Raw genomic sequence first — 26,226 nt, forward strand, 5'->3', positions numbered from 1 at the left:
TTATATAGTCGTGGACTCGTCCGCCCGGAAGTCCCCCGGCAACACGCGCGCGAAGGTCAGCACGTCGACGGCGGCCGCACCTCCTCTTTTCAGCGCCTTGGTGGCGGAACGCACGGTGGCGCCGGTGGTGTAGACATCGTCGATCAAAAGCACTCGGCGGCCGGCGATCTCGATTTCCGCCTCGGCGGGCACGCGAAAGGCGGCCCGCACATTCTCCTCGCGCTCAGCCCGCTCCAGCCCGACCTGCTGGCGGGTGAGTTTTACGCGCCGCACCGCCGAGGGCGCGAAGGGCAATTCGCTGAGCGCCGAGACCGCCCTTGCCAGTTCCGCCGACTGATTGAACCGTCGCCTGAAAAAGCGCCGCCAGTGCAGAGGCACCGGCACCACCACATCCGCCTGCGCGATGAGATCGGCACCGGCGCGCACCATCCAGCGCGCCATCCATGGCGCGAGATCGGTGCGATCCTGGTATTTCAGCCCCTGCACCATCTGGCGGGCGACGCCGGAATAAGCGACCGCCGCCCGCGCCCGCTCGAAAGGCGGCGGATCGGCAATGGCCTCGGCGGATAGAAAGCCTTCGCCCATATGGTGGGTGAACGGGGTGCCCATCACCGGGCACCATGGTCGTTCCAGCAGCCTGAGCTTCGGCCAGCAGGCGCCGCACAGCACGCCGGGCTGCGAGACATGCCGCCGGCAACCGGCGCAGACCGGCGGAAACAGGATGCGAGCCGGCCAGCCGAGAGCCGATCGGGCGAGACTGCGTATCTCGACGGACTTGATCTTGGGCATCGGATCGGCCACGTGGTTGGTCCTGCGCGTCACTATATCCACTATCTTAGAGCATGGACAAACAAGGATCCGCCCGTTGCAACCGATAATGGATACCTCTCTGTGGCTGGCGCACAAGCGGCGCGCGCTTGCCCAGCCGGCCGACGGCGCGGACTTCCTCATGCGCCGCACCGCCGAGGATCTTGCCGACCGGCTGGGTGCCGTCGAGCGCCGGTTCGGCAAGGCGGCTGTGCTGTTTTGCCAGACGCCGACGGCAGCCGAAATGCTCGCCGAGAGCGGCAAGGTCGCCGACATTGTCCGCGTCGAGACGGACACGGCTTTCCTGAACGGCGGCGCCGGCTTGATCGCACCGCTCGAAACCGTGCCGTTCGAGCCGGAGAGCCTCGATCTGGCGGTCTCGCTTCTGTCGCTGCAGGCGATGAACGACGTTCCCGGCATGCTGATCCAGATCCGCCGCGCGTTGCGGCCGGACGGGCTTTTCCTCGGCGCCTTTGCCGGCTCCGGCACGCTTTTCGAGTTGCGCGAAAGCCTGCTTGCGGCGGAGACCGAGCTTTATGGCGGCGCCAGCCCGCGTGTCATCCCGTTCACCGACGTGCGCGAGGCCGGTGCGCTTCTGCAGCGCGCCGGTCTCGCTCTGCCGGTCGCCGATGTCGAGACGGTGACGGTGCGCTATGACAGCCTGTTTAACCTGATGGCGGACCTGCGGGCCATGGGCGAGACCAGTGCGCTCACCGATCGCAGCCGGAGGCCGGGCTCGCGCGCGCTGTTTGCCCGCGCGGCGGAGATCTACGCAGAGCGGTTTTCCGACCCCGATGGCCGCGTGAGGGCAAGTTTCTCGATTGTCTGGATGTCCGGCTGGGCGCCCGATGCATCGCAGCAAAAACCGTTGAAGCCGGGTTCGGCCAAGGTTTCGCTGAAGGCAATCCTGGAGGCGCCAGACGGGCAATGATCCTGCCCGCGGGCGCTAGAGCATGATGCCGAAAAGTGTGAAGCGGTTTTCGGACGACATCATGCTCTATCTCTTTGAATTAGTCCGGATCAAGGTGTGAAAGCGTTCGCAAGCCTGCTGCTGTTGTCGCTGAACAGCCAGATGATCCCGTCGCGGACCTGACCGATACCGCCGACTATGGCCAATGACAGCACGGCGATGATCACGCCATATTCGACGGCCGTGGCGCCCGTCTCGTCTTTCAGAAAACGCAGCAGCACTGCTTTCATGGCCTGAACCCCTCTCGCCCGGACCTTACCGCCGACCTGTTAAGAAAGGTTAACGGCAAAGGCTTAACAGGCGGTGAAACCGCCGCCTTTGCGAAAACTCTTAACCATGTCAGCAGTCGCCGCTGCTTCTGCCATTGGACCTGATGATGCAGACCGAACCGGGCTGCGGCTGCAGCACACTGCGGCGCAGCGTATAGGTTTCGCGATGGCTCACCGAGCCGGTGGCCGTCATGTCGAGCCCGGCAAGACCGTCGCGAGCAGACAGCGGGCGTGTCTGGTTGTCGAGGAAAGAGGTTGCGATCAGCGCCAGCGCCACAGCGGCCGAACCGAACAGCAGCGTTACGCGCAATATCCCCATGCCCGCGTCGGCGGCGCGAAAGCCGCGTTCGGGCCGGATCGGGTCCCAATCCCTGTCTAGGCTCATGCTATCGCTCCCCAGCGTATCGGCGGCGCGGCCGCGAACGGCCATGCATCAATTTTTCACGATGAGATAAATCTTCCATTAACGCTGGCTGATACGACGCCTCGATCGGCAATCGGACGGGAGCGCCCTCAGAGAAGATCGATGAGGAACGGGATCAGCGGCGCATCGGCCGGCGGCATCGGGTAGTCGCGCATCTGCTTTGGCCGCACCCATTTCAGCGCCTGCCCTTCCCTCGGGTGGGCGATGCCGCGAAAGCGCCGGCAGATGAACAGCGGCATCAGCAGATGGAAGTCCTCATAGGAGTGGCTGGCGAAGGTGAGCGGCGCCAGGCACGGAATGTCGGTTTCGACGCCGATTTCCTCGCTCAGCTCGCGAATGATGCATTGTTCGGGCGTCTCGCCGGGCTCGACCTTGCCACCGGGAAATTCCCACAGCCCTGCAAGCTGCTTGCCCTCGGGCCGCTGCGCCAGCAGCACCCGGCCGTCGGCATCGACCAGCGCGCAGGCGGCGACCAGAAGCAGGCGCTTGCCGGCGATCGTCACATCAATCATGCCCAACTTCACTCATGCCCGGGCGGCCGGCGGTAGTGGTAGCGATAGACTTCGTCGAAGCCGAGCGAATGGTAGAGCGCCAGCGCCGGCACATTGCCGGCCTCGACCTGCAGCCAGGCTTCCCGCGCGCCACGCAACCGCGCCCATTTCAGCGCCGACAGGATCAGGTTGCGGCCGTGGCCCTTGTTGCGCGCCGACTTGTCGGTGGCGATCTCGAACAGGCCGGCCAGATCGCCGTCATGCACGCAGATAAGCGTTGCCAGCGGCTCGGTTCCATCTTCGAGCGCGAACAGTCCGGCCTCGGGCTGGATGGCACCGATGATCTCCGACAGCCCAGGCCGCAGCGAAACATCCGAACCGCTGACCTTGAGCGAGGCGCCGATAAAGCGGCTGATGTCCTTCAGCGGAATCTGGTCCATGGCGGCGTCGAGTTGCGCGTCGGCCAGCGGCAGCCGCATCACCAGCGACTCGTCGAACCGGCTCCAGCCTTCCTTGTCGAGATGGCTGGCGAGATCGGGACCCGACAGCGGCGACATGCGGAACGTCAGCGGCCTGCCATAGGCATCGAAACGGCGGCTGGCCCGGCCGATACGGTCGGCAATGTGCTGGATGTCACCGGGATCGAGCGGATTGACCGAGTTCAGCCGCTTGGCCGGATGGCCGGCGGTCAGCCGCACCACCCAGGTGCCGTCATAGTGGACGGCGGCTGCCGGCCAGGCGCGAAAGCCGGCCGCCTCGTAGCGGCGCACGATCGCGAGCATGCTTGCCGGATGCCTGGAGCCCAAAACCATCAGCTCCGATAATCGCCATTGATGGCGACATATTCCTTGGTGAGATCGCAGGTCCACACCGTCGCCTTGCCGCGGCCGATGCCGATATCGGCGCGGATGCGGATATCGTCGCGCTTCATATAGGCCGACGTCGCCTGCTCGGAATAGGAGGGATCACGCTCGCCTTCATGCGCCAGCCTGTTGTCGCCGAACCAGATCGACAGCCGGTCGCGATCGGCGGGCTCGCCGGCCTTGCCGACAGCCATGACGACGCGGCCCCAATTGGCGTCCTCGCCGGCGACCGCCGTCTTGACCAGCGGCGAATTGGCGATCGACAGCGCGATGCGCTTGGCCGAGCGCGCCGATTTGGCGCCGGTGACGGTGACTTCGACCTGCTTGCGGGCACCCTCGCCGTCGCGCACCACTTGCAGCGCCAGCGATTTCAGCACCTTGCCGAGCGCCCGGCGGAACGCGCCAAGGCGGGCATCCTTAGGGTCGGTTATCTCAGGCGCGCCACGCTTGGCGGCCTTGCCCGTGGCGAAGATCAGCAACGTGTCGCTGGTCGAGGTGTCGCTGTCGACGGTGACCGCGTTGAACGTCTTGGCCGTGCCGCGCGACAACAGATCCTGCAGGACAGGGGCGGCGATCGGCGCGTCGGTGGCGACGAAGGAGAGCATCGTTGCCATGTCGGGCGCGATCATGCCGGCGCCCTTGGAAATGCCGTTTATGGTAACGTCGGTGTCGCCCAGCTTGACAGTCGCTGTCGCCACTTTCGGATAGGTATCCGTGGTCATGATCGCCTTTGCCGCTTCGGTCCACAGGTCAGGCTTGCCGTTGCTGACCAGACCGGCCAGCAGATGGCTGAACTTGCTGGTGTCGAGCGGCTCGCCGATGACGCCGGTCGACGCCAGGAAAACCTCGCTTGCCTTGCAGCCCGCCGCCTTCGCCGCCGCCTCGCCCGTCAGTGCGGTCGACTCGCGGCCCTTCTTGCCGGTGAAGGCGTTGGCGTTGCCGGAATTGACGACCAGCACCCGCGCCTTGCCGGCGCCGAGATTCTGCCGGCAGAAATCGACCGGCGCCGAGGGGCATTTCGATTTCGTGAACACGCCAGCGACGGCAGTGCCTTCATCGAAGACCATGGTCAGCAGATCGGTGCGGTTCTTGTACTTTATCCCCGCCTCGGCGGTGGCGATGCGCACCCCCTCGATGGCCGGCATTTTGGGGTACTTCTTCGGCGCAAGCGGCGAAATCGTCGTGGACATGCAGACCTCGGGCGGCAAAAATCGCAAGGGAAGGCCGGTTTGCCCGATACGCCGCGCGGGCGCAAGGGCGTTGTCTTCGCTTTGCAGGACGGGCCAACTCGGGATTAAGCTTGCATTTCAAATCTGTTGGCGTCGCCGCGAGCTATGGCGTTATGAGGTGATCGAGGGCAATGACCTCGGCAAGCGTGAACTCGAACGCAGTATCGGCGAGTTCTCCCCATTCATGCCGATAGGAATTTCTTCCTTGACCCGTGAGGGCAGCTATGCTACATGTTCGACCATGGTGCTGATTGCGCCAGTGACCCGCCGCACAGGCGGGTTTTTGCGTTGGGGGCTTCGCTAACCAACACGCTGATAAAGGCTCCAAAGGAATTGGTTATCGCGGACTCGTTGCCCGGCGCGACCATCACCGCCCTCCAGAAGCTTGAAAACGGTCCGTTTCGTTTCACCGGGACCTCACCTATACTGCCAGCAAACTTGTTGGCGAGGATGACAGAAATGACCGAGGACGCCGATCCGGCGCGCAGATCGATCGGTGCGCGGCGCAACCCCGACAGCGCCGATGCCATTCTCGAAGCCGCCGAGGCCGTGCTGGTCGAGGCCGGCTATGCCGGTTTCTCGATCGAGGCGGTGGCGCGGCGGGCGCGTGCCGGCAAACCCACCATCTATCGCTGGTGGCCGAGCAAGGCGGCATTGCTGCTCGAAGTCTACCAGCGCCAGAAACGCGTCGACGTTCCCGATACCGGGCGACTGGAGGAGGATCTCGTCGGCTTCCTGAAGAACCTGTTCTCGCACTGGCGCGAGACGTCGTCGGGCAGCGTGTTCAGGTCGCTGATCGCCGAGGCACAGTCGGATGATACGGCGGCGGCGGCCCTTGCCGACTATGCGCTGGGCCGACGGTCCCATACCGGCCAGATCATCGAACGCGCAAAGGCAAGAGGCGAAATCCCGGCCGACATCGATTCGGCTGTTGTTGCCGACCTGATCGCCTCCTTCGCCTGGAGGCATCTGTTGACCAACCGGCTCGACGAGGACGAAGCGACGATACGCAAGGCAGTCGGTTACGTGATGCGAGGCATAGCGGCGCCCGGAAGGTAAAAGGCGACCGATGCTGGCCAACGAAAAAGGGGCGCGGCAACCCTTGGCTGCCGCGCCCCTTTGCAAAGAATTCTTTCAGGCTTACTTGGCGCTTTCCAGCGTATCGACCGCCTTCTTCAGTTTCGCGTCGGGGATCTCGACCTTGGCGCCGGCACGCAGCGACTTGACCAGCGCGAAATACTTGTCGCGGATGACCGCCTGCTTGGCCTGGTCCTTGACGTCGTCGAAGGCCGGCGGCTGCTTGGTGCGCTTGTCCTCGAGCTTGATGACATGCCAGCCGAACTGCGACTGCACCGGCTGCTCGGTGTATTTGCCGACCTCGAGCGCGAAGGCTGCCTTGTCGAACTCCGGCACCATCTGGCCGGGTCCGAACCAGCCGAGATCGCCGCCGCTGGTCTTGCCCGAGGGATCGCTGGTGTGCTCGTTGGCGAGCTTCTGGAAATCGGCGCCGCCGTCGAGCTGCTTGATGATGGCCTCGGCCTCTTCCTTCGTCTTCACGAGGATGTGACGGGCGTGCACCTCGTTGGTGGGCGGCGTGTTGGCGATCTCCTGGTCGTAGCGGGCGCGAACCTCGGCGTCGGTGACCTTGTCGACAACGCCCTTCTCGACCATCTCGCCATGCAGCGCGCGCTGCTGCAGGAAGGCCATGCGGCGCTGGAAGTCGGGATCCTTGTCGAGCCCTGACGCGACGGCCTGGGCGGCCATGACGCGGATTTCGATGGCGGCCGAAAGGGCGGCGGCGCGGCGCTGCTCGGGCGGCAGCTGCGAGAACTGCTGCGACAATTCACCTTCGGCAAGCACCAGGTCGGCCTCGGTCAGGGGCTGGCCGTTGACCGTGGCGATCACCGTATTCGGATCGACCGGTGCCGCGGCCGGCGCTGCCGCATCCGCCGGAGCGGGAGCGGTTTGCTGCGCCATAAGCGGCGACAGCGAAAGGGCCGACAGGCCGAAGGCCAGACCGAGGCTGGCGAGCGACGCGCGGCGGAACAACAAGGACATAAGGTGACTCCGGTGGGGATTGTAAGGAGGGGTGGCTTCCAGATCAGCCAGATCGTGGCGGAATTTGGCGCGCCCGGCAGGGCCAGCGCGGCGTTGACATCAGTTGAGCCCCCTCTTATCTGTCCAACGACTTTGCGTCCAGAACCGTTTTCCGGGCGCTTTTTGTGTTTGTCCACGTTCACGTGGAATTGATGGGGCCGGCCGGCGCCTATCTCAAGATTGAGAATTCTATCGAAAGGACCATTGGATGGTCAGTCTCGGCGGTCTCGCCCGTAAGGTTTTCGGTTCCTCCAACGACCGTCGGGTCAAATCGACCCGGCCTCGTGTCGAGGCGATCAACGCCATGGAAAACGAGATGCGGGCGCTCTCCGACGAGGAGTTGGTCGGCCGCACCGCGAAATTCCGCCAGGACATCGCCAACGGCGCCACGCTCGACGACCTTCTGGTGCCAGCCTTTGCCACCGCCCGCGAGGCGGCGCGCCGCGTGCTCGGCATGCGTCCCTTCGATGTCCAGCTGATCGGCGGCATGGTGCTGCACAATGGCGGCATTGCCGAGATGCGCACCGGCGAGGGCAAGACCCTGGTGGCGACGCTGCCGGTCTACCTCAACGCGCTCGCCGGCAAGGGCGTCCACGTCGTCACCGTCAACGACTATCTCGCCACCCGCGACTCCGAATGGATGGGCCGCGTCTACAAGTTCCTCGGCCTCTCGGTCGGCGTCATCGTGCACGGCCTGTCCGACGAGGAGCGCAGCGCCGCTTACGCGTCCGACGTCACTTACGCGACCAACAACGAGCTCGGCTTCGACTATCTGCGCGACAACATGAAATACGAGCGCGCCCAGATGGTGCAGCGCGGTCACAATTACGCGATCGTCGACGAGGTCGACTCCATCCTGGTCGACGAGGCGCGCACGCCGCTGATCATTTCCGGTCCGCTCGAGGACCGTTCGGAAATGTATAACACCATCGACACCTTCATCATCCAGCTGCAGCCGCAGGATTATGAGATCGACGAGAAGCAGAAGACCTCGATCTTCACCGAGGAAGGCACCGAGAAGCTCGAAAACCTTTTGCGCGACGCCGACCTGCTCAAGGGCGAGTCGCTCTACGACGTCGAGAACGTCGCCATCGTCCACCATGTCAACAACGCGCTGAAGGCGCACCGGCTGTTCCAGAAGGACAAGGACTACATCGTCCGCAACGGCGAAATCGTCATCATCGACGAGTTCACCGGCCGCATGATGCCGGGCCGCCGCTATTCGGAAGGCCTGCACCAGGCGCTCGAAGCCAAGGAGCATGTGGCGATCCAGCCGGAGAACCAGACGCTCGCCTCCGTCACCTTCCAGAACTACTTCCGCCTCTACAAGAAGCTTTCCGGCATGACCGGCACGGCGCTGACCGAGGCCGAGGAATTCGGCAACATCTACAATCTCGACGTCACCGAGATCCCGACCAATTTGCCGGTCATCCGCATTGACGAGGACGACGAGGTCTACCGGACGGTCGAGGAGAAATACAAGGCGATCGTCAGGGAGATCCGCGAAGCCAGCGCCAAGGGTCAGCCGACGCTGGTCGGCACCACCTCCATTGAAAAATCCGAGCAGCTGGCCGAACGCCTGCGCAAGGAAGGCTTCAAGGACTTCGAGGTGCTGAACGCCCGCCACCACGAGCGCGAGGCGGCGATCGTCGCCCAGGCCGGCAAGCCCGGCGCCATCACCATCGCCACCAACATGGCCGGTCGCGGCACCGACATCCAGCTCGGCGGTAACGCCGACATGCGCATCGCCGACGAGCTGGGCGACATGCCGGAAGGCCCCGAGCGCGAGGCCATGGAAAAGGCCATCCGTGACGACGTCGAGCGCCTGAAGGAAAAGGCGCTCGCCGCCGGCGGCCTCTATGTGCTGGCCACCGAGCGCCACGAATCGCGCCGCATCGACAACCAGCTGCGCGGCCGCTCCGGTCGTCAGGGCGACCCCGGCCGCTCGAAATTCTTCCTGTCGCTGCAGGATGACCTGATGCGCATCTTCGGCTCCGAGCGTATGGACGGCATGCTGCAGAAGCTCGGCCTCAAGGAAGACGAGGCGATCATCCATCCCTGGATCAACAAGGCGCTGGAAAAGGCGCAGAAGAAGGTCGAGGCGCGCAACTTCGACATCCGCAAGAACCTTTTGAAATACGACGACGTCTCCAACGACCAGCGCAAGGTGGTGTTCGAGCAGCGCATCGAGCTGATGGATGGCGAAGGCCTCTCTGAAACCATCGGCGAGATGCGCGAGGGCGTCATCGACGAGATCGTCGCCAAGGCCATTCCCGAAAACGCCTATGCCGAGCAGTGGGATGTCGCCGGCTTGAAGGCCGAGGTCGCCGAGTTCCTCAATCTCGACCTGCCGATCGACGAGTGGGCCAAGGAAGAGGGCATCGCCGAGGACGACATCCGCGAGCGCATCACGCAGGCCGCCGACGCCGCCGCCAGGGAGCGCGCCGAGCGCTTCGGCCCGGAGGTGATGAGCTATGTCGAACGTTCGGTGGTGCTGCAGACGCTCGACCATCTGTGGCGCGAGCACATCGTCAATCTCGACCATCTGCGTTCGGTCGTCGGCTTCCGCGGCTATGCCCAGCGCGATCCGCTGCAGGAGTACAAGAGCGAGGCGTTCGAGCTGTTCCAGGCGATGCTGGGCAATCTGCGCCAGGCCGTCACCGCGCAGCTGATGCGCGTCGAACTGGTCCGCCAGGCCGCCGAAGCACCGCCTCCGGAAGCCCCCGACATGTTCGGCACCCACATCGACGGCACCACCGGCGAGAACGACTTCGAAGGCGGCGAGACCGCCCTGCTGGTCCGCCCGGAGACAACCGCCATCGTCGCCCCCGAAGACCGCGACCCCAACAATCCTGCCACCTGGGGCAAGGTCGGCCGCAACGAAGCCTGCCCGTGTGGGTCGGGGAAGAAATACAAGCATTGCCACGGCGCGTTCGCGTAAGCGCGGCGCCTCTTTCCCTTCTCCCCGTCACTATACGGGGAGAAGGTGCCCGAAGGGCGGATGAGGGGCGGCGCAAGCGTTTGCGACTAGCCAAGCCAATCTCCCCACCTGAGGGGGAGATGGCCGGCAGGCCAGAGGGGGGTGCTGTCCCGCCGCGCCTACGCTGCTTTCAGCCGCACCATCTCAGCCTCGAACTCGAACCTCAACTGCGCGGCTTTCCTCATTCGGTGTGGATAGGCTGTTGCGAACGGGCGATGGCCGCAGCGCAAATCTCCGGTCTAATGTAGCAAACGGACCAGAGGTGGCGCGGGGATCGCTAGCCGCATAGACCGCCCCCCTGCCCGAGCTTCTTTTGCCTTGTCGCGGCTAGGTCCGCTTGGCTGCCTGCTTTTCGCGGCGCTCTTTCTCGCGGGCGGACCGCATTGCGCGGCGGTAATCAACAATCCAGCCGGAACTGAACTGCGGCATGAGTTGCATAGGAAGCCGCAATCGCTTGCCGTCTTGGATTGCTTTTGCGATCTTTGCCCTGCTCGGCCCGAACAAGAACAGGAACGTCGATTCCATATCAGTGTTTCCCGTTTTCATATCGAAAACGGTTTGATATTCCAGAAGTCCGTCCAAATTGAATCCGAGGCCTCGTTCGTCAGTTTTCCCAAAAGCGCTAAGCAAATAGTCGCCCTCGCTATCCGGCTGTATGATCTTTGCAATTTTGGAAATGGGCAGTGACGTCGAAGGCCGGCGAGTTCCCGGCATTTCGCACCCTTATGAAAACCTGGGGATCGCTGCTGCCGTAATAAACAGCCGTTCCGCCGGTGACGGCAAGATACGCACGGGTCTCCAGTTCGCCCATTTCGCGAGTGGTGGCAACGGCATCTTCGGCGGCGGCGGTCGCTCGTTGATTGACAACCAGCGTGTTTCTGACCAGCCACACAGCCCAAGTGCTAACGCATACGCTGAAGAGAGCGGAGAACGCTGCGATCCACTGTGCGTACGTATCAGACGGCGTAGTGTAGGTTTTCCAGAAGCTGGGCGGCTGGACTGGCTTTTCGTCCCCGTCGGCTTTCTGCTCGTTGTGCTGCTGTCCGTTTTTGCTATCGGCTGGATCACGAAACCCCGGAACCGCCCAGACAAGAACTAAAAGGGCAATCCCGAGGCCTATGGCTAGGCCAAGTGCAGTGTCTGCGATCCTATCGCGCTGAGACATTGAAGTAAAAACGCCGCCGTGAATTTGCCCCTAGAGAGCTTATTGCGCACGTTTACCTCTTTCTCGTCAACGCCCATCGCATTCAGCTTTTCAACGAGCTGCGAATAGGTGACGCCCTTCCGCCGAAAGCCGCACCGCCTGCCGGCACCTAGCCCTTCGCTATCGCTCCGGGCGTTCGCCGTTCGAAAAGCCAAGCAATTGGCTTTTCGTCCGCTGCGCGGACCACGCCTCACCCCCGTATAGGGACGGGGCGAAGGAGAAGCTCACCCAACCGTTTCTTAATGTGTTTTCGCTACACCCAACCTCGAAAAAGAAGCGGAAAACGGAGAGAAATCGGGGTGCGCTTTTCCGCGGCCACGACTGCCGGGCGGTTCTTGCCGCAGCGTTGGGCGCTGCGCATGGGGCCGCTGCTTGGCCGCATCGATGCCGTGCTGTTCACCGCCGACGAGCGCGGCGAGGCCGGCCGCATGTCGGTCATCGCCTTCTCCATCCGCATCGTCAGCGCCGTCATCGCCTTCATCAGCCAGGTGCTGATGGCGCGCTGGATGGGCTCGTTCGAATACGGCATCTTCGTCCTCGTCTGGGTGACGATGGTCATCGTCGGCAACCTCGCCTGCCTCGGCTTCCACACCTCGGTCATCCGCTTCATTCCCGAATACCGCGAGCGCGGCCTGATGGACGAGCTGCGCGGCATCGTGCTGGCCAGCCGCCTGTTCGTGCTGATCGCCTCCACGCTCATCGCCGGGCTCGGCGCGCTCGGCGTCTGGCTGGCGGCACCCTGGATCGAAAGCTACTATGTGATCCCGTTCATCCTCGGCGTCATCTGCCTGCCGATGATCGCCATGTCGGACCTTCTGTCGGGACTGGCACGCGCCAACAGCTGGGCGCTGTTTGCCCTGTCGCCGACCTATCTGGTGCGACCCATCCTGATCCTGCTGTTCATGGCGCTGATGCTGGCGGCGGGCTACGCCCCCGACGCCAGGACGGCGATCTTCGCCTCGATCGCCGCCACCTACGCCACCACGCTTGGTCAGCTGATCGGTGTCACCCAGCGCATGGAACGGCAGATCCCGGCCGGGCCGATGAAGGTGCATTTCGCGCAGTGGTTCGTCGTCTCGCTGCCGATTTTCCTGGTCGAAAGCTTCTTCTTCCTGCTCACCAATGCCGACGTGCTGATGGTCGGCGCCTATATGGATCCCAACGACGTCGCCGTCTATTTCGCCACGGTGAAGACGCTGGCGTTGGTGCATTTCGTCTATTTCGCCGTCAAGGCCGGCGTTGCCCAGCGCTATGCGCAGTTCACCCATGGCGACCCGCAAAGGCTCGCCGCCTTTGCCCGCGAGACGGTGTCGTGGACGTTCTGGCCATCGCTGTTGATGGCGCTGCTGGTGCTGGCGCTCGGCGAACCGATGCTGGTGCTGTTCGGCCCTGAATTCAGCAGCGGCTATCCCTTGCTGTTCCTGCTCGTCTTCGGCGTCGTGGCCCGCGCCGCCGTCGGCCCCTGCGAAAGCCTGCTGACGATGAGCGGCAACCAGAACATCTGCGCCGCCGTCTATGCCATGACGCTGGCCTTCAACATCGCCCTCAACGTGGTGCTGATCCCGATGTTCGGCCTATGGGGCGCGGCAATGGCCACCGCCTTTGCCATGATCTTCGAAGCCGGCGCGCTGTCCTTCACGGTGTGGCGCAAGCTCGGCATCGTCATGCTCATCTTCGTGCCCGCGAAAGGAGCCGCGTGATGGCCGCCATCCCGTTGCTTGAGGAAACCAGCGGCGGCACCGCCGGCGCCATGGTGTCCGGCCTTGCCGGGCTGGCCCGCGACCCCGACCCCGCTCATATCGAGATCTTCGCCAACAACCGGCCCGAGCGCAAACTCGCCATCTACCCGGCATCGGCCGGCTTCGACCTGGTCGAGGAGCTGGATTACCTCTGCGCCCGCGCGATCGAGCCCAACGTCTTCTTCAACCCGCGCTTCCTGGCGCCGGCCATGCCCCGGCTGGAGGATCGCGAGGTGCGGCTGGCGGTCATCCGCGACGGCGACGAATACCGCAACCGGCTGCGCCTTCTGGTGCCGTTCTCGGTGGAACGGCCGGCCATGCCGCTCGGCGTGCCGGTCATGCGCACATGGTCGAGCCCGTTCGGGCCGCTCGGCACGCCGCTGGTCGACCGCGACGACCCGGTCGGCGTCGTCGAGGACTTCTTCTCGATGCTGTCGCGCCCTCACCTCAAGCTGCCGAAAGTGTTCGTCCTGCCCGATATCCGGCTCGATGGCCCGGTGGCGAGCCTGCTTGCCACCGTTGCCGAGACGCGCGGCCTGATGCTGGTCACCACAGGCCAGACCCAGCGCCCGGCGCTCGAGAGCGAACTCGATGGCGACGACTATCTGAAGGCCTCGCTGCGCCCGCACCATAATCGCGAGTTCCGCCGCCTGAAGCGCCGCCTTGGCGACCTCGGCAGACTGGAGCATGTCGTGGCGCGCGGGCTCGAGGACATCCGCCACGCCATCGAGAGCTTCCTGACCCTGGAAGCGGCCGGCTGGAAAGGTCGCGAACGCACCGCCATGGCAATCGACCGCTACCGCGCCGCCTTCGCCCGCGAGGCCGTGCACCGGCTGGCCGAGCAGGACATGTGCCGCATCCATTCGCTGACGCTCGACGGCCGCACCATCGCCTGCCTGATCGTCTTCGTCGAAACCGGCGTCGCCTACACCTGGAAGACGGCCTATGACGAGACGCTGGCCAGCTATTCGCCGGGCACGCTGCTGATGATCGAGGTGACCAGGCAGCATCTCGACGATCCCAACATCATGATGACCGATTCCTGCGCCGTGCCCGACCACCCGGTGATGAGCCGGCTGTGGGCCGAGCGCAAGCCGATGGGCACGCTGGTGATCGGCCTGACGCCGGACGCCGACCGCCTGACCCGCCAGGCCGCCTCGCAACTGCACCTCTACCGCGAAACCCGCAACATGGCCCGCCTGCTGCGCAACCGCATGAAGAGCCTGCTGGGGCGGCGGTAGGAGCCTGTCCCAAAACACGGATTGGCTGCCGGGAGAAAAGTTTGGTGCCCCTAGCCGGGATCGAACCAGCACTCCTTGCGGAACTCGATTTTGAGTCGAGCGCGTCTACCAATTCCGCCATAGGGGCTCAGGCCGGGCGGCCTGGATGGCGCGGGACTATACGGTTGGGGGCCTGTTCGTCAACTGGCCAATTCTCCGGCATGAGTTCTCCGGCATGCCGGATGCGACCAAACTGCGTCTTTCGATTTCGTGACGGCGCTGCCATTGTGCAGTGCGGAAAATCTTTCTAGACAGGCGGCGCGTCAAAGCGCGGCATGTTCGGAAAGATCGCCGCGCACCTTTGGGGCGACATGCTAGGAGTGGCGATGCTTCGCGGACTTTACGACTGGACCTTGTCGCTGGCGGCCCGCAAATCCGCCGAATGGTGGCTGGCCTTCATCGCCTTCGTCGAAAGCTCGGTGTTTCTGGTGCCGGCCGACGTGCTCTATCTGCCGATGGCGCTGTCGCGGCCGGATCGCGCCTACCGCTATGCGCTGATCGCCACCGTCGCCTCGGTGCTGGGCGGCATCGCCGGCTGGTTTATCGGCCATTACGCCTATGACGCGGTGGCGCGGCCGATCCTCGAATTCTACGGCAAGTACGACGAGTTCGAGACGCTGCGCGCGGGCGCGGGTGTCGGCTTCATCATCCTGATGCTGGTCACTTCGGGCGCGGCCCATTTGCCGCCGATCAAGGTGGTGACGATCCTGTCCGGCGTCATCGGCGTCAATTTGCTGCTGTTCATCGTGCTGGCGATCGTGGCGCGCGGCGGCCGCTTCCTGCTGCTCGCCTGGCTTTTGCGCCGCTATGGCGAGCCGATCCGCGAGTTCATCGAAAAGCGTCTCGGCCTGATCGCCGGTGGCGCGGCGGCTGCCCTGATTTTGCTCTATATAACAGTCAAATACGCCCTCTGAAGACAGCCATCGCGAGCCGGACGGAGCCGATTGAAATGACCGCGACGATGAATGCCGATCCCGCACGCCAGCGGACGCGCACGGCCCTGTTCCTCGCCGTCGCCATGGCCGCCACCGTCGGCTCGGCGCTCGGCTTCCAGTATCTCGGCGGCTACATCCCTTGCCACCTCTGCCTGGAGCAGCGCACACCCTACTATATCGGCGTGCCGCTGATGGTGCTGGCGGCGATTGCGTCGATGCTGCACGCACCGGCTTGGCTGACGCGTGGCCTGCTGGCTGTCGGCGGCCTGCTGATGCTCTACGGCCTCTATCTCGGCGTCTATCACTCCGGCGTCGAATGGCAGTGGTGGGCCGGCCCGACCGATTGCACCGCGGGTGCTGGACCGGTCGACACCGGCGGCAAGGGCGTGCTCGACGCGCTCGACAAATTCGTGCCGCCATCCTGCGACAAGGCCGCACTGCGCATCCTTGGCCTGTCGCTGGCCGGCTGGAACGCCATCGCCAGCCTGATCCTCGCCGCCGTCGCCTTCCGCGGCGCTTTCGCGCGCGACTGAGCCAGCGCGAGACAGAAACTCGCGCCGCCCGGCCTGTGGCTGGACTTGAGGTGTTGCCGCCGCCCCTTTGCCCTGCCGGGCATTTCTCCCGGTATGGCGACGGGGAGAAAGACGCTGTCATCGCCGATTTCGCCAATCACCAACGTTGCGAGGCCGAGGGTGCCGCAGCTTCCCTTCTTCCCGTCACTATACGGGGAGAAGGTGGCGGCAGCCGGATGAGGGGCAGCACCAACTTCGGCAGTTGCCTTGCCATAGCTGATGTGCCGAACTCTACGGCTCCAGCTCGACATCCCAGTAGAGGTAATCCATCCAGCTCTCATGCAGATGGTTGGGCGGGAACAGGCGGCCGTTATTGTGCAGATCATGCACTGTCGGCTGGAAGGGCTTCTGCAGCGGCCACATCTTGGCGTGCGCCGGCATCATGCCGCCCTTCCTCAGATTGCAGGGCGAGCAGGCGGCAACGACATTCTCCCACGTCGTGGCACCGCCGCGATGGCGGGGGATAACGTGATCGAAGGTCAGGTCCTCCGGCGTGCCGCAATACTGGCACTGGAAGCGGTCACGCAGGAAGACGTTGAAGCGGGTGAAGGCCGGATGCCTCGACGGCTTCACATAGGCCTTGAGGCTGACCACGCTCGGCAGCTTCATCGAGAAGGTCGGCGAGGAGACGGCGTGCTCGTATTCGGCGACGATGTTCACCCGATCGAGGAACACCGCCTTGATCGCGTCCTGCCAGGACCAGAGCGACAAGGGGTAATAGCTGAGCGGGCGGTAATCCGCATTCAGCACTAGTGCTGGAAGCCCATCCGGAGATACGGCAACCGTCACGTGTTTACCTCCTTGGTTCTAGAACCGAACGGCGAGGATACTGTAAGCCCGACATGACAGGGATGTGAAGCGGATTGTCGCGTCGTCGAAGCGGCAAAAAGACATGATTTTCAGGCTTTTTTGCGGTTTCAGGCCGGCGGTGCGGCGTCTCGCCCTCTGGTTTCGCGATAATAGGACCAGAAAAGCCGCGACGCGACACCTCGCCAGGGGCTCCATGATTCGGCGAGTTGGATCAGTGTTTTCTCCGGCGGACGCGGGTCGATGCCGAGCGCGTGGCCGACCGCGCTCTGCAAGGCGACGTCGCGCGCTGGGAAGATGTCGGGGTGCCCAGCGGCAAACAGCAGGTACACTTCCGCCGTCCATGGACCGATGCCGGACACCGCCGTCATCGTCGTAATCGCCTCCTGGGCATCGAGCGAACAGAGGTGATGCAGGTCGAGGCCGTCGACCACCGCCTGGGCAACAGCGATCAGGCCACGCTGCTTCGGCCGCGACAGGCCGGCCTCGCGAAACATGTCTTCGCCGGCGGCAAGGATAGCCCGCGGCGTCAGCGGATCGACGAGTTTGACCAGCCGGCCGAAGATCGCATCGGCGCTGGCGCGCGACACTTGCTGAGAGACGACAATCGAAGCCAGGCTTCGAAACCCCGGTTCGGAAAGCCGCAGCGGCACCTCGCCGGCCATGCCGCGTACCTTTTCCAGGCGCGGGTCGATCACGCAAAGCGCATCGAGCCCCCGGGCAATGTCGTCCGATGTCACGATACGCTGCATGCTTTCTTGTTCCTTGAGCGGCTGCACGGTAGCAATTGGCAGAACCGCCGCACAACCCGATTGCCGCCCAAGAGATGACACTCCTGACATTCCGCTTCGCGCCCAGCCCCAATGGCGACCTGCATCTCGGCCACGCCTACTCGGCGCTGCTCAACCAGAAGCTGGCGAATGCCGCGGCCGGCCGGCTGCTGCTGCGCATCGAGGATATCGACACGGTGCGCTGCACGCCGCAATTCGAGGCCGGCGTGCTTGCCGACCTGAAATGGCTGGGGCTTGGCTGGGAAGAGCCGGTGCGCCGCCAGTCCGAGCATTTCGCCGAGTACAAAGCGATGCTTGACCGGCTGATCGCGGAAGAACTCGTCTATCCCGCCTTCATGAGCCGTGGCGAGATCCGCGCCTTTATCACCGACAGCGAAAAGCACGGACGCGACTGGCCGCGCGATCCCGACGGCGTACCGCTCTATCCCGCCGCCGACAAGGCGCTGCCGATGAAGGAACGCAAGCGGCGGATCGCCGAGAATACGCCCTTCGCCTGGCGACTGGATGTCCGCGCCGCCATGGCGCGTGTCGGCAAGGCCCTGTCATGGACCGAGTATTCCGACGAGACACTGCTTGCGACGCGCTCTGTCGAAGCCCGCCCGCGGGAGTGGGGCGACGTGATCGTGGCGCGCCGCGACATCCCGACCAGCTACCACCTCGCCGTCGTCATGGACGATGCGCTGCAAGGCATCAGCCACGTCGTGCGCGGGCAGGATCTGTTTTCCGCCACCGGCGTGCAGCGCCTGCTGCAGCAACTCCTCGGGCTGCCGCAGCCTGCCTATTTCCATCATCGTCTCATCCTCGGGCCCGATGGACGAAAGCTGTCCAAGAGCCTCGGCGACACCGGCCTTGCCGCCTTACGCAACGCCGGCGCATCGCCTGATGACGTCAGGCGGATGGTCGGGCTTTAAGCCGGGCGAGATCAGAGAAACCACCTGCCAAACGTCCCGGCCGTTGAATTCCGATGATGCATGGATCAATGGTTTCGCTTTGCGCGTCGGATTGAAGCGCAGTAGAGCAGCGTCACGGTCAACTCTCCCCAGCACGGCGGTCTCCGGAACATGCACAGCATAAAGCGGTTCATTCCCGCCACCTTCGTTGTCCTGTGGGCCACCGGCTTCATCGGCGCGCGCTACGCCATGCCGTGGGCGGAGCCGTTCACCTTCCTTGCCGCGCGTTTCGTCATCGCCGCCATTCTGCTGGCTGTTTTGATGCTTGTGCTGGGCTCCAAGAGAGCCACCCGCGAGGAAGCGCTGCATGCCACCGGCGCCGGCATCCTGATGCACGGCGTCTATCTCGGCGCCGTCTTCTGGGCCATCCACAGGGGCATGCCGGCCGGCTTTTCGGCCCTGATCGTCGGCCTGCAGCCGCTGATCACGGCGGTGCTCGCCGGCAAGTTTCTCGGCGAGGCGATTCTGCCGCGCCACTGGCTTGGCCTTGGCATCGGCCTCATCGGCATCGTCATCGTGCTGTGGCCGAAGCTCGGCGCGCTCGGCGGCGGCGTAACGGCGGCGACACTGACCGCCTCGCTGGTCTCGGTGCTCGGCATGAGCGCCGGCACCATCTGGCAGAAGCGCTTTGCCTCCGGCGGCGACCTCGTCGCGGCGACCATGTGGCAATATGTCGGTGGTGCGTCGCTGATGATACTGGCCGCGCTGGCCTTCGAGACGCACACTGTCGTCATCAACGGCGAATTGATCTTCGCCATGGCCTGGCTGGTGCTGGTGCTGTCGCTCGGCGCCATCTTCCTGCTGATGGTGATGATCCGCGACGGCGAGATGTCGAAAGTGGCCTCGCTGTTCTACCTGGTACCGGCGGTGACGGCCATCATCGCCTGGGCCTTGTTCGACGAGCAGCTCAACGCGCTGCAGATTGTCGGCATGGCGATCACGACATTCGGCGTTGGCCTGGCAACAGCTCGGCCGAACAAGGGATGAATTGAGGAACTGAGGAATTGAGGAACTGAGGAACTGAGGAACTGAGGAACTGAGGAACTGAGGAACTGAGGAACTGAGGAACTGAGGAACCCAAGCGACAGCCCATTCTTCAATTCTTCAATTCTTCAATTCTTCAATTCCTCTATCCGCCCAGCACCGACTCATCCGACCCGCGCGCGTGCCTCAAGATAGCGGCTGATCGCTGCATTGAGCTCGCCGCCAAGGATGAAGATCGCCGAGACCATGTAGAGGAAGACCACGGCGATCATGATCGAGGCGAGGCCGGCATAGGTCGTCACGTAGGACGAGAAATGGTCGAGATAGGTGGCGAAGACAGTCGAACCGACAAGCCATCCGGAAAGCGTGAAGATGATGCCCGGGACGATCGACACCAGGCGGCGCTTGCCCGCCGGCAGCCAGAAATGGACGGCAAACAATCCGCCGACGATGACCGCCGAGGCGATCACATAACGCCACAGCGTGATGGTGCCCATATAAGGCTTGATCCAGTCGATATGGGCTTCGGCGAGTCGCGCCAGCAGCGGCGCGAACACCAGGAGCACGCTGATCGCCAGAAACCCGGCCGTTGCGATGAGCACGAAGATGATGCTCTGGACCCGGCGGTAGATGATGCCGCGCGTTTCCGAGACGCGATAGGCGCGGTTGAGCGATGTGCGCAGCGCCTCGATGCCGTTCGAGGCAAAATAGGCGGCAAGCAGCACGCCGTAGGTCAAGAGGTCGGTGCGCCTGACGGTCAGCACATTGAGCACTTCGCGCGCGATCGGCTTGGCGATCTGTTCGGGCCAGGTGTCGAACACCAGGTGCACGGCCGTGTCGGAGAACGCCTGCGCGCCGAGGAAGCTCGCCAGCGTCGTGGCGAAAATCAGGAACGGGAACAGCGCCATCAGCGATGTGATCGCCAGATGGCTGGCCATCGCCCAGCCATCATCGGTATTGAAATGGCCAAGCGCGTCGTAGAGGACCCGTTTGAGGGCAACGATCTTCCGCAACAAGAACCGTGCCCTCCAATTGTCTCCACGCCGGGAATATGGGAAGGGATTGCGGCAAATGGCAACCCTTGGCGAAACCACGAGCAGTCCGGCGCAAGAATTGCGCTCGATCATCGTCACCGGCGCATCCTCGGGAATAGGCGCGTACTGCGCCCGCGCGTTGAAGGCGGAAGGCTGGCGGGTGTTCGCGACGGCGCGCAAGCCCCGGGACATCGCCGCACTCGAGGCCGACGGCATCGAGGCCTTCTATCTCGATTATTGCGAGCCGGACTCCATCGCCGCGCTGGTTACGGCGGTGCTCGACCGCACGGGCGGCAGGCTCGATGCCCTGTTCAACAACGGCGCCTATGCGCAAGCCGGCGCCGTCGAGGATTTGCCGGTGGCAGCGCTCAAGGAGCAGTTCGAGGCGAATTTCTTCGGCTGGCATGACCTGACCCGCCGGCTGGTGCCGGTGATGCGCCGCCAGGGTTACGGCCGCATCGTCCACTGCTCGTCGATCCTCGGCCTGACGCCAGTGCGTTTTCGCGGCGCCTATTCGGCGTCGAAACACGCGCTGGAAGGTCTGATGCTGTGCCTGCATCAGGAAGTTGGGGGCAGCGGCATCCATGTCTCGCTGATCGAGCCGGGGCCGGTAACGTCGAAGATCGCCAGCAATGCGCTTCCCTGGTTCTTGAAGAACATCGAGCACGAGACTTCGGTCCACCGCCTCGATTATGCGGCGCAACTGGAGCGGCTGCGGGCTGGCGGCAGCCAATCGGCCTTGAAGCCCGGGCCGGAAGTGGTTCACGCGGCGCTGCGCCATGCACTTCTGTCGCGGCGCCCGCGCGCCCACTATGTGGTAACGGTGCCGGCCAGGATCGGTGCGGTGCTCAAACGCATCCTGCCCGCATCGATGCTCTACCGCATCCTTGCCAAACGCGCCTGAATCAACTGAACTGGGAACACACCATGGCAACCGCCTTCAACATCCTCGCCATTCTGGTCATGGTCGCCGTGGTGATCGTGCTTGTTCGCGGCCTCATCAACATGATGCGCGGCGGCTCCGGCGTCACCTCGAACAAGCTGATGCAAGCACGCGTTCTGTTGCAGGCCGTGGCGCTGGCGCTGATCCTGCTTGCGGTGTATTTCACCCGCAAGTGAGGATATCGGCGGCCGGGAGGCGACGTGGTCAAGCTCAACAAGATCTACACCCGCACCGGCGATGATGGCACCACGGGTCTCGGCACCGGCGAACGGCGGCTGAAATCCGATCTGCGGGTGGACGCCTACGGCACGGTCGACGAGGCCAATGCCTGCATCGGCATCGCCCGGGTGCATACGGCATCGGCTCACCCCGCGATCGACGACATGCTTTCCCGCATCCAGAACGATCTATTCGACCTCGGCGCCGATCTCGCCGTGCCCGACGACGGCAAGCCGCTCGGCTATGAGCCGCTTCGCATCGTCGCCGTGCAGACCGACCGGGTCGAGAAGGAGATCGACCTGCTCAACAAGGAGCTTCAGCCGCTCAAATCCTTCGTGCTCAATGGCGGCACACCGGCGGCCGCCGCCCTTCACCTTGCCCGCACCGTGGCGCGGCGAGCTGAACGGCTGATGGTGGCCCTGGCCCAGGACCCGAACGAACACGTCAACCGCGACGGGCTGAAATACATCAACCGCGTCTCGGATTTCCTGTTTGTCGCCGCCCGGGCGGTCAATGACAACGGAAACGCCGACGTGCTATGGGTTCCCGGCAAGAACCGCTGATGGTCGAAAGCGGAAGAGGGCCTGGGCATGTTCATCCCGCTTTACGACACCAACAGGCTGCGGCACATCCGCCTGCAATATGTGACGATCGGGCTGATCGTGGCCAACGCCCTGGTCTATTTCGCCACCGCGCTAGGCGGCGAGAGTTTCACCAATGCCGCCGTGCTTGGCCTCGGCTTCATTCCGTCGGTCGTGCATGACACAGCCGAGCTTGACCCTCGCTTTATCGTCATCCCCGAAAGCCTGAGCTATCTCAGCTATTCCTTCCTGCACGCCGACATCTTCCACCTCGGCGGCAACATGCTGTTCCTGTGGGTGTTCGGCGACAATGTCGAGGATGCGCTCGGCCACATCCGCTACCTCATCTTCTACCTGTTATGCGCTGTTGCGGGAGCGGCCTTCCAGGGGCTCGTCGCCTGGGATTCGCAAGTGCCGCTGATCGGCGCGTCCGGGGCCATCGCCGGCGTGGTCGTCGCCTATCTGATCCTTTATCCCAGGGTGAAGGTCTGGGTGCTGGCCTTTGCCCGCATCCCGCTGCGCATTCCAGCGTTCATCCCGCTCATTCTGTGGGTGCTGTTCCAGGTGGTGATGTTTGCCGCCGGCGGCGAGGACCAGATCTCCTGGGCCTGCCACATAGGCGGCATCATCGCCGGCGCCATTCTGGTGCTCATATTGCGCAGCCGCGGTGTGCCGCTGTTTGCAGGCCCTGACGAAGACGTCGCGCCCACCGCTCCCAACCAACAGCACGTTGCCACGGAACCGCTGATCCCAGATCCACCCGCCGCGACGCCGCGCTGGGGGCGAGGAAGCGCTCCCAGTTCGGACTGAACCGATTTGGCTGCTTGCAGCGTATTGACGTGCAGGGTTGCCGCAACTACGGAAACGTCTCCGCCGCGGCCTAAGGCGGTCAAAGACCAGAATTTCCATCCGGAATGTCGGCTTTCGACAACTCAGAAAGGGCGCAGGCTGTTATAGCGCGCCCAACTAGCGTGAAGAGGTGACAGGCAAATGAAGATCCTTGTGCCCGTGAAGCGGGTTGTGGATGCGAACGTCAAGGTTCGCGTGAAAGCTGATGGTTCGGCGGTGGAACTCGCCAACGTCAAGATGGCGATGAACCCGTTCGACGAGATCGCGGTGGAAGAAGCGATCCGGCTGAAGGAAGCCGGCAAGGCGGAAGAGATCATCGTCGTTTCGATCGGCCCGCAGCAGGCGCAGGAAACCCTGCGCACCGCGCTCGCCATGGGCGCCGACCGCGCCATCCTGGTCAAGACCGACGAACAGACCGAGCCGCTCGGCGTCGCCAAGGTGCTGAAGGGCGTCGTCGACGCCGAACAGCCCGGCCTCGTCATCCTCGGCAAGCAGGCGATCGACGACGACAGCAACCAGACCGGCCAGATGCTGGCGGCGCTGCTGGGCTGGGCGCAGGGCACCTTCGCTTCCAAGATCGTGCTCGAGGGCGACAAGGCCAAGGTGACGCGCGAGGTCGACGGCGGCCTGCAGACGGTGGAACTGAAGATGCCGGCGATCGTCACCGCCGACCTTCGCCTCAACCAGCCGCGCTATGCCTCGCTGCCCAACATCATGAAGGCCAAGAAGAAGCAGCTCGACGAGAAGAGCCCGGCCGACTACGGCGCCGACGTCAAGCCGCGGCTGAAAGTCATCAGGACCGAGGAGCCGAGTGGCCGCAAGGCGGGCGTCAAGGTCAAGAGCGTCGCCGAGCTGATCGACAAGCTCAAGAACGAAGCCGGCGTGCTCTAGGAAATCCGATGAGGCCGGCCTGCAAACGGTCGGTTTCTCCGCTTCCGGTGCTCACGTACTGAAGTACGCTCCGCTCCGGTTCTCGAAACCAACCGTTTTCGACTCGGCCTGACCGGATTTCAGGGAGCCGCGAAAACGAAAGTCAGGAATATCATCAATGGCTATTCTTCTGATTGCAGAACACGACAACGCCACCCTTTCCGACCAGACCGCCAAGGCGCTGTCGGCGGCGCTGCGGATCGGTTCGGACGTGCATGTGCTGGTTGCCGGCAAGGGCGCCAAGCCGGCGGCCGACGCTGCCTCCAAGCTGAAGGGCGTGAGCAAGGTGCTCTTGGCCGAAGCCGACGAACTCGCCGAGCGCCTCGCCGAACCGACGGCGGCACTGGTTGTGTCGCTGGCGGGCGCCTACGACACCATCATCGCGCCGGCGACCTCGTCGGGCAAGAATGTCGCGCCACGCGTGGCTGCCCTGCTCGACGTCGCGCAGGTGTCCGAGATCATCGAAGTCGTCTCGCCCGACACCTTCAAGCGGCCGATCTATGCCGGCAACGCCATCCAGACGGTGCAGTCGACCGACGCCAAGAAGGTGATCACGGTCCGCACCGCCTCTTTCCAGGCCGCCCCCGAGGGCGGCTCGGCCTCCATCGAGACCGTCAAGGCCGCGGCCAATCCGGGCCTGTCCACCTTCGTCGAGAACAAGCTCTCGGAGACCGACCGTCCGGAGCTGACCTCGGCCAAGATCATCATCTCGGGCGGCCGCGCGCTGGGTTCGGCGGAGAAGTTCCAGGAAGTCATCCTGCCGGTCGCCGACAAGCTCGGTGCAGCCGTCGGCGCTTCCCGCGCCGCCGTCGATGCCGGCTATGCGCCGAACGACTGGCAGGTCGGCCAGACCGGCAAGGTCGTCGCCCCTGATCTCTACATCGCGGTGGGCATCTCCGGCGCCATCCAGCACCTTGCCGGCATGAAGGATTCGAAGGTCATCGTCGCCATCAACAAGGACGAGGAGGCGCCGATTTTCCAGGTTGCCGACTACGGCCTCGTCGGCGATCTCTTCGTCATTTTGCCGGAGCTGCAAAAGGCGCTTTGACGCTTTCTGCCAAAGCGTATTAAATGGTGAGGGTGGGGTAGACGAAGTCGCCCCGCCCTTTTAGTTTGCACCGCACAAAAAGCAGGCCGCAAAGGCCTTTTGACGGGATCGGTGTAATGAGCAAGATCGAGACGATCGGCATCATCGGCGCGGGCCAGATGGGCGGCGGCATCGCCCATGTCTCCGCGCTTTCGGGCTACAAGGTGCTGATCCACGATATATCCCCCGACCGCATCGAGAAGGGCATCGCCACCATCAGCGGCAACATGGCCCGGCAAGTGGGGTCCGGCAAGCTCGAGGAGAAGGTGCGCAACGACGCGATGGCGCGCATCTCTTCCGCGCCGGCGATGGCGGATCTTGCCGGCGCCGATCTGGTGATCGAGGCGGCGACCGAGGACGAGACGGTCAAGCGCAAGATCTACGCCCAGCTTTGTCCGCAGCTCAATCCCGAAGCTATCCTGGCGACCAACACCTCGTCGATCTCGATCACGCGGCTTGCCGCGCAGACCGACCGGCCGGAGCGGTTCATCGGCATACATTTCATGAACCCGGTGCCGCTGATGAAGCTGGTCGAGCTGGTGCGCGGCATCGCCACCGAGGACCAGACCTTCGAGGCGGCCAAGACCTATGTGAAGCAGCTCGATAAGACGATCACGGTCTCGGAGGATTTTCCGGCCTTCATCGTCAACCGCATCCTGCTGCCGATGATCAACGAAGCGATCTACACGCTCTATGAGGGTGTCGGCTCGGTCGATGCCATCGACACCGCCATGCGGCTCGGCGCCAACCATCCGATGGGGCCGCTGCAGTTGGCTGACTTCATCGGGCTCGATACCTGTCTGTCGATCATGCAGGTGCTGCATGACGGCCTGTCGGACTCGAAGTACCGCCCTTGCCCGCTGCTGGTGAAATATGTCGAAGCCGGGTGGCTCGGCCGCAAGACCGGGCGCGGCTTCTACGACTATCGCGGCGAGCATCCCGTTCCGACGCGCTGATCAAACCGCGTCAGCAGCAGACTCTTTTCGGGACCGGTTCTGATCAAGACGCCACGGCCAGTGGCGCGGGCGGTTCTTCCCGATCGGCCCTGCTTTCGCCGTCCGGCGCCAAGGAAACGCAGCCATGGCCGGCCGCCTCGCCGCAATTGGCGTTGATCGCAGCCAGCCCATGCTGGCGCCGATCACGTGAGTGCGGCCGTCCCAGGTGAAGTCCAGTCCATAGCGGTGCTGTCGC

30 protein-coding genes and 1 tRNA gene are annotated in these 26,226 nt (G+C 64.0%); 18 read left to right on the top strand and 13 right to left on the bottom strand.

Features of this window, described 5'->3' with window-relative positions; all coding sequences use genetic code 11:
- Nucleotides 1-801: a ComF family protein gene (locus NKG99_RS12510; protein ID WP_352867962.1), complete on the bottom strand. Its 801-nt coding sequence runs from the start codon at nucleotides 799-801 to the stop codon at nucleotides 1-3.
- 64 nt (nucleotides 802-865) lie between these two features.
- Here NKG99_RS12510 and NKG99_RS12515 point away from each other — a divergent pair, with 64 nt between their 5' ends.
- On the top strand, nucleotides 866-1,738 hold the full coding sequence (locus NKG99_RS12515) for a methyltransferase domain-containing protein (RefSeq protein WP_352867803.1): 873 nt from the start codon (nucleotides 866-868) through the stop codon (nucleotides 1,736-1,738).
- An 89-nt stretch (nucleotides 1,739-1,827) separates the two neighbouring features.
- On the opposite strand, the gene NKG99_RS12520 is transcribed toward NKG99_RS12515, so the two are convergent.
- The 5 genes from NKG99_RS12520 to argJ all read right to left on the bottom strand — a co-directional run bounded on the left by NKG99_RS12520 (nucleotide 1,828) and on the right by argJ (nucleotide 5,014).
- On the bottom strand, nucleotides 1,828-2,007 hold the full coding sequence (locus NKG99_RS12520; protein ID WP_352867806.1) for a Flp family type IVb pilin: 180 nt from the start codon (nucleotides 2,005-2,007) through the stop codon (nucleotides 1,828-1,830).
- 109 nt (nucleotides 2,008-2,116) lie between these two features.
- On the bottom strand, nucleotides 2,117-2,431 hold the full coding sequence (locus NKG99_RS12525) for a hypothetical protein (RefSeq protein WP_352867808.1): 315 nt from the start codon (nucleotides 2,429-2,431) through the stop codon (nucleotides 2,117-2,119).
- A 128-nt stretch (nucleotides 2,432-2,559) separates the two neighbouring features.
- Nucleotides 2,560-2,982, bottom strand: a complete 423-nt coding sequence (locus NKG99_RS12530) for a (deoxy)nucleoside triphosphate pyrophosphohydrolase (RefSeq protein ID WP_352867810.1) — start codon at nucleotides 2,980-2,982, stop codon at nucleotides 2,560-2,562.
- A gap of 8 nt (nucleotides 2,983-2,990) precedes the next feature.
- Nucleotides 2,991-3,743 carry a GNAT family N-acetyltransferase gene (locus tag NKG99_RS12535; protein ID WP_352867813.1) on the bottom strand — a complete coding sequence of 251 codons (753 nt, stop codon included), beginning with the start codon at nucleotides 3,741-3,743 and terminating at the stop codon, nucleotides 2,991-2,993.
- A 29-nt stretch (nucleotides 3,744-3,772) separates the two neighbouring features.
- Nucleotides 3,773-5,014 carry a bifunctional glutamate N-acetyltransferase/amino-acid acetyltransferase ArgJ gene (argJ, locus tag NKG99_RS12540; protein WP_352867815.1) on the bottom strand — a complete coding sequence of 414 codons (1,242 nt, stop codon included), beginning with the start codon at nucleotides 5,012-5,014 and terminating at the stop codon, nucleotides 3,773-3,775.
- On the opposite strand from argJ, the gene NKG99_RS12545 reads away from it, so the two are divergent.
- Nucleotides 4,944-5,357: a hypothetical protein gene (locus tag NKG99_RS12545; RefSeq protein WP_352867969.1), complete on the top strand. Its 414-nt coding sequence runs from the start codon at nucleotides 4,944-4,946 to the stop codon at nucleotides 5,355-5,357. The two genes, argJ and NKG99_RS12545, sit on opposite strands and share 71 nt — an antisense overlap.
- Before the next feature lie 155 nt (nucleotides 5,358-5,512).
- The gene (locus NKG99_RS12550) at nucleotides 5,513-6,112 is read left to right on the top strand and encodes a TetR/AcrR family transcriptional regulator (protein ID WP_352867818.1); all 600 of its coding nucleotides are present in this window, start codon (nucleotides 5,513-5,515) and stop codon (nucleotides 6,110-6,112) included.
- A gap of 81 nt (nucleotides 6,113-6,193) precedes the next feature.
- Here NKG99_RS12550 and NKG99_RS12555 read toward each other — a convergent pair whose 3' ends face one another.
- On the bottom strand, nucleotides 6,194-7,111 hold the full coding sequence (locus NKG99_RS12555) for a peptidylprolyl isomerase (protein ID WP_352867820.1): 918 nt from the start codon (nucleotides 7,109-7,111) through the stop codon (nucleotides 6,194-6,196).
- A gap of 247 nt (nucleotides 7,112-7,358) precedes the next feature.
- On the opposite strand from NKG99_RS12555, the gene secA reads away from it, so the two are divergent.
- Nucleotides 7,359-10,091, top strand: a complete 2,733-nt coding sequence (secA, locus tag NKG99_RS12560) for a preprotein translocase subunit SecA (protein WP_352867822.1) — start codon at nucleotides 7,359-7,361, stop codon at nucleotides 10,089-10,091.
- Between the two features lie 366 nt (nucleotides 10,092-10,457).
- Here secA and NKG99_RS12565 read toward each other — a convergent pair whose 3' ends face one another.
- Nucleotides 10,458-10,712 carry a hypothetical protein gene (locus NKG99_RS12565; RefSeq protein ID WP_352867824.1) on the bottom strand — a complete coding sequence of 85 codons (255 nt, stop codon included), beginning with the start codon at nucleotides 10,710-10,712 and terminating at the stop codon, nucleotides 10,458-10,460.
- A gap of 94 nt (nucleotides 10,713-10,806) precedes the next feature.
- On the opposite strand from NKG99_RS12565, the gene NKG99_RS12570 reads away from it, so the two are divergent.
- Nucleotides 10,807-11,229, top strand: coding sequence for a hypothetical protein (locus tag NKG99_RS12570; protein WP_352867826.1), 423 nt, complete (start codon nucleotides 10,807-10,809; stop codon nucleotides 11,227-11,229).
- A gap of 23 nt (nucleotides 11,230-11,252) precedes the next feature.
- Here the strand turns inward: NKG99_RS12570 and NKG99_RS12575 are convergent, their stop codons facing one another.
- Nucleotides 11,253-11,528 carry a DUF6471 domain-containing protein gene (locus tag NKG99_RS12575; protein ID WP_352867829.1) on the bottom strand — a complete coding sequence of 92 codons (276 nt, stop codon included), beginning with the start codon at nucleotides 11,526-11,528 and terminating at the stop codon, nucleotides 11,253-11,255.
- A gap of 105 nt (nucleotides 11,529-11,633) precedes the next feature.
- Between NKG99_RS12575 and NKG99_RS12580 the strand changes: the two genes are divergently transcribed.
- Nucleotides 11,634-13,034, top strand: coding sequence for a lipopolysaccharide biosynthesis protein (locus tag NKG99_RS12580; RefSeq protein ID WP_352867831.1), 1,401 nt, complete (start codon nucleotides 11,634-11,636; stop codon nucleotides 13,032-13,034).
- Nucleotides 13,034-14,314 (top strand): GNAT family N-acetyltransferase, encoded by a 1,281-nt coding sequence (locus tag NKG99_RS12585; RefSeq protein WP_352867834.1) that lies wholly within the window; start codon nucleotides 13,034-13,036, stop codon nucleotides 14,312-14,314. The genes NKG99_RS12580 and NKG99_RS12585 overlap by 1 nt, the downstream gene beginning before the upstream one ends.
- A gap of 42 nt (nucleotides 14,315-14,356) precedes the next feature.
- Here the strand turns inward: NKG99_RS12585 and NKG99_RS12590 are convergent.
- Nucleotides 14,357-14,441: transfer RNA gene (locus NKG99_RS12590), tRNA-Leu, on the bottom strand.
- A gap of 238 nt (nucleotides 14,442-14,679) precedes the next feature.
- On the opposite strand from NKG99_RS12590, the gene NKG99_RS12595 reads away from it, so the two are divergent.
- Nucleotides 14,680-15,267, top strand: coding sequence for a YqaA family protein (locus NKG99_RS12595; RefSeq protein ID WP_352867836.1), 588 nt, complete (start codon nucleotides 14,680-14,682; stop codon nucleotides 15,265-15,267).
- Between the two features lie 35 nt (nucleotides 15,268-15,302).
- Nucleotides 15,303-15,821, top strand: coding sequence for a disulfide bond formation protein B (locus NKG99_RS12600; protein WP_352867839.1), 519 nt, complete (start codon nucleotides 15,303-15,305; stop codon nucleotides 15,819-15,821).
- 270 nt (nucleotides 15,822-16,091) lie between these two features.
- On the opposite strand, the gene NKG99_RS12605 is transcribed toward NKG99_RS12600, so the two are convergent.
- Nucleotides 16,092-16,649, bottom strand: a complete 558-nt coding sequence (locus tag NKG99_RS12605; protein WP_006328497.1) for an HNH endonuclease — start codon at nucleotides 16,647-16,649, stop codon at nucleotides 16,092-16,094.
- 128 nt (nucleotides 16,650-16,777) lie between these two features.
- The gene (locus NKG99_RS12610; RefSeq protein WP_352867842.1) at nucleotides 16,778-17,419 is read right to left on the bottom strand and encodes a DNA-3-methyladenine glycosylase family protein; all 642 of its coding nucleotides are present in this window, start codon (nucleotides 17,417-17,419) and stop codon (nucleotides 16,778-16,780) included.
- A gap of 74 nt (nucleotides 17,420-17,493) precedes the next feature.
- On the opposite strand from NKG99_RS12610, the gene gluQRS reads away from it, so the two are divergent.
- The gene (gene gluQRS, locus NKG99_RS12615) at nucleotides 17,494-18,369 is read left to right on the top strand and encodes a tRNA glutamyl-Q(34) synthetase GluQRS (protein ID WP_352867845.1); all 876 of its coding nucleotides are present in this window, start codon (nucleotides 17,494-17,496) and stop codon (nucleotides 18,367-18,369) included.
- 150 nt (nucleotides 18,370-18,519) lie between these two features.
- The gene (locus tag NKG99_RS12620; RefSeq protein ID WP_352867848.1) at nucleotides 18,520-19,395 is read left to right on the top strand and encodes a DMT family transporter; all 876 of its coding nucleotides are present in this window, start codon (nucleotides 18,520-18,522) and stop codon (nucleotides 19,393-19,395) included.
- Between the two features lie 161 nt (nucleotides 19,396-19,556).
- Here NKG99_RS12620 and NKG99_RS12625 read toward each other — a convergent pair whose 3' ends face one another.
- Nucleotides 19,557-20,408 (bottom strand): YihY/virulence factor BrkB family protein, encoded by an 852-nt coding sequence (locus tag NKG99_RS12625; RefSeq protein ID WP_032906951.1) that lies wholly within the window; start codon nucleotides 20,406-20,408, stop codon nucleotides 19,557-19,559.
- A 55-nt stretch (nucleotides 20,409-20,463) separates the two neighbouring features.
- On the opposite strand from NKG99_RS12625, the gene NKG99_RS12630 reads away from it, so the two are divergent.
- The 7 genes from NKG99_RS12630 (at nucleotide 20,464) to NKG99_RS12660 (ending at nucleotide 25,991) form a co-directional block, all read left to right on the top strand.
- Nucleotides 20,464-21,330 carry an SDR family oxidoreductase gene (locus tag NKG99_RS12630; RefSeq protein WP_352867851.1) on the top strand — a complete coding sequence of 289 codons (867 nt, stop codon included), beginning with the start codon at nucleotides 20,464-20,466 and terminating at the stop codon, nucleotides 21,328-21,330.
- Nucleotides 21,331-21,353: 23 nt separating this feature from the next.
- On the top strand, nucleotides 21,354-21,545 hold the full coding sequence (locus NKG99_RS12635) for a twin transmembrane helix small protein (RefSeq protein WP_352867854.1): 192 nt from the start codon (nucleotides 21,354-21,356) through the stop codon (nucleotides 21,543-21,545).
- Between the two features lie 24 nt (nucleotides 21,546-21,569).
- A complete protein-coding gene (locus tag NKG99_RS12640; protein WP_352867857.1) occupies nucleotides 21,570-22,151 on the top strand; it encodes a cob(I)yrinic acid a,c-diamide adenosyltransferase in 582 nt (193 codons plus the stop codon).
- Nucleotides 22,152-22,178: 27 nt separating this feature from the next.
- Entirely contained in the window at nucleotides 22,179-22,979 is an 801-nt protein-coding gene (locus tag NKG99_RS12645) for a rhomboid family intramembrane serine protease (RefSeq protein WP_352867860.1), read from the top strand.
- 180 nt (nucleotides 22,980-23,159) lie between these two features.
- The gene (locus NKG99_RS12650) at nucleotides 23,160-23,909 is read left to right on the top strand and encodes an electron transfer flavoprotein subunit beta/FixA family protein (protein ID WP_352867864.1); all 750 of its coding nucleotides are present in this window, start codon (nucleotides 23,160-23,162) and stop codon (nucleotides 23,907-23,909) included.
- Nucleotides 23,910-24,066: 157 nt separating this feature from the next.
- A complete protein-coding gene (locus tag NKG99_RS12655; RefSeq protein ID WP_352867866.1) occupies nucleotides 24,067-24,996 on the top strand; it encodes an electron transfer flavoprotein subunit alpha/FixB family protein in 930 nt (309 codons plus the stop codon).
- Between the two features lie 116 nt (nucleotides 24,997-25,112).
- On the top strand, nucleotides 25,113-25,991 hold the full coding sequence (locus NKG99_RS12660; RefSeq protein ID WP_352867869.1) for a 3-hydroxybutyryl-CoA dehydrogenase: 879 nt from the start codon (nucleotides 25,113-25,115) through the stop codon (nucleotides 25,989-25,991).
- Nucleotides 25,992-26,226 lie beyond the last annotated feature (235 nt).

The organism is Mesorhizobium sp. M1409 (genome assembly GCF_040317535.1).
Classification (GTDB): domain Bacteria; phylum Pseudomonadota; class Alphaproteobacteria; order Rhizobiales; family Rhizobiaceae; genus Mesorhizobium.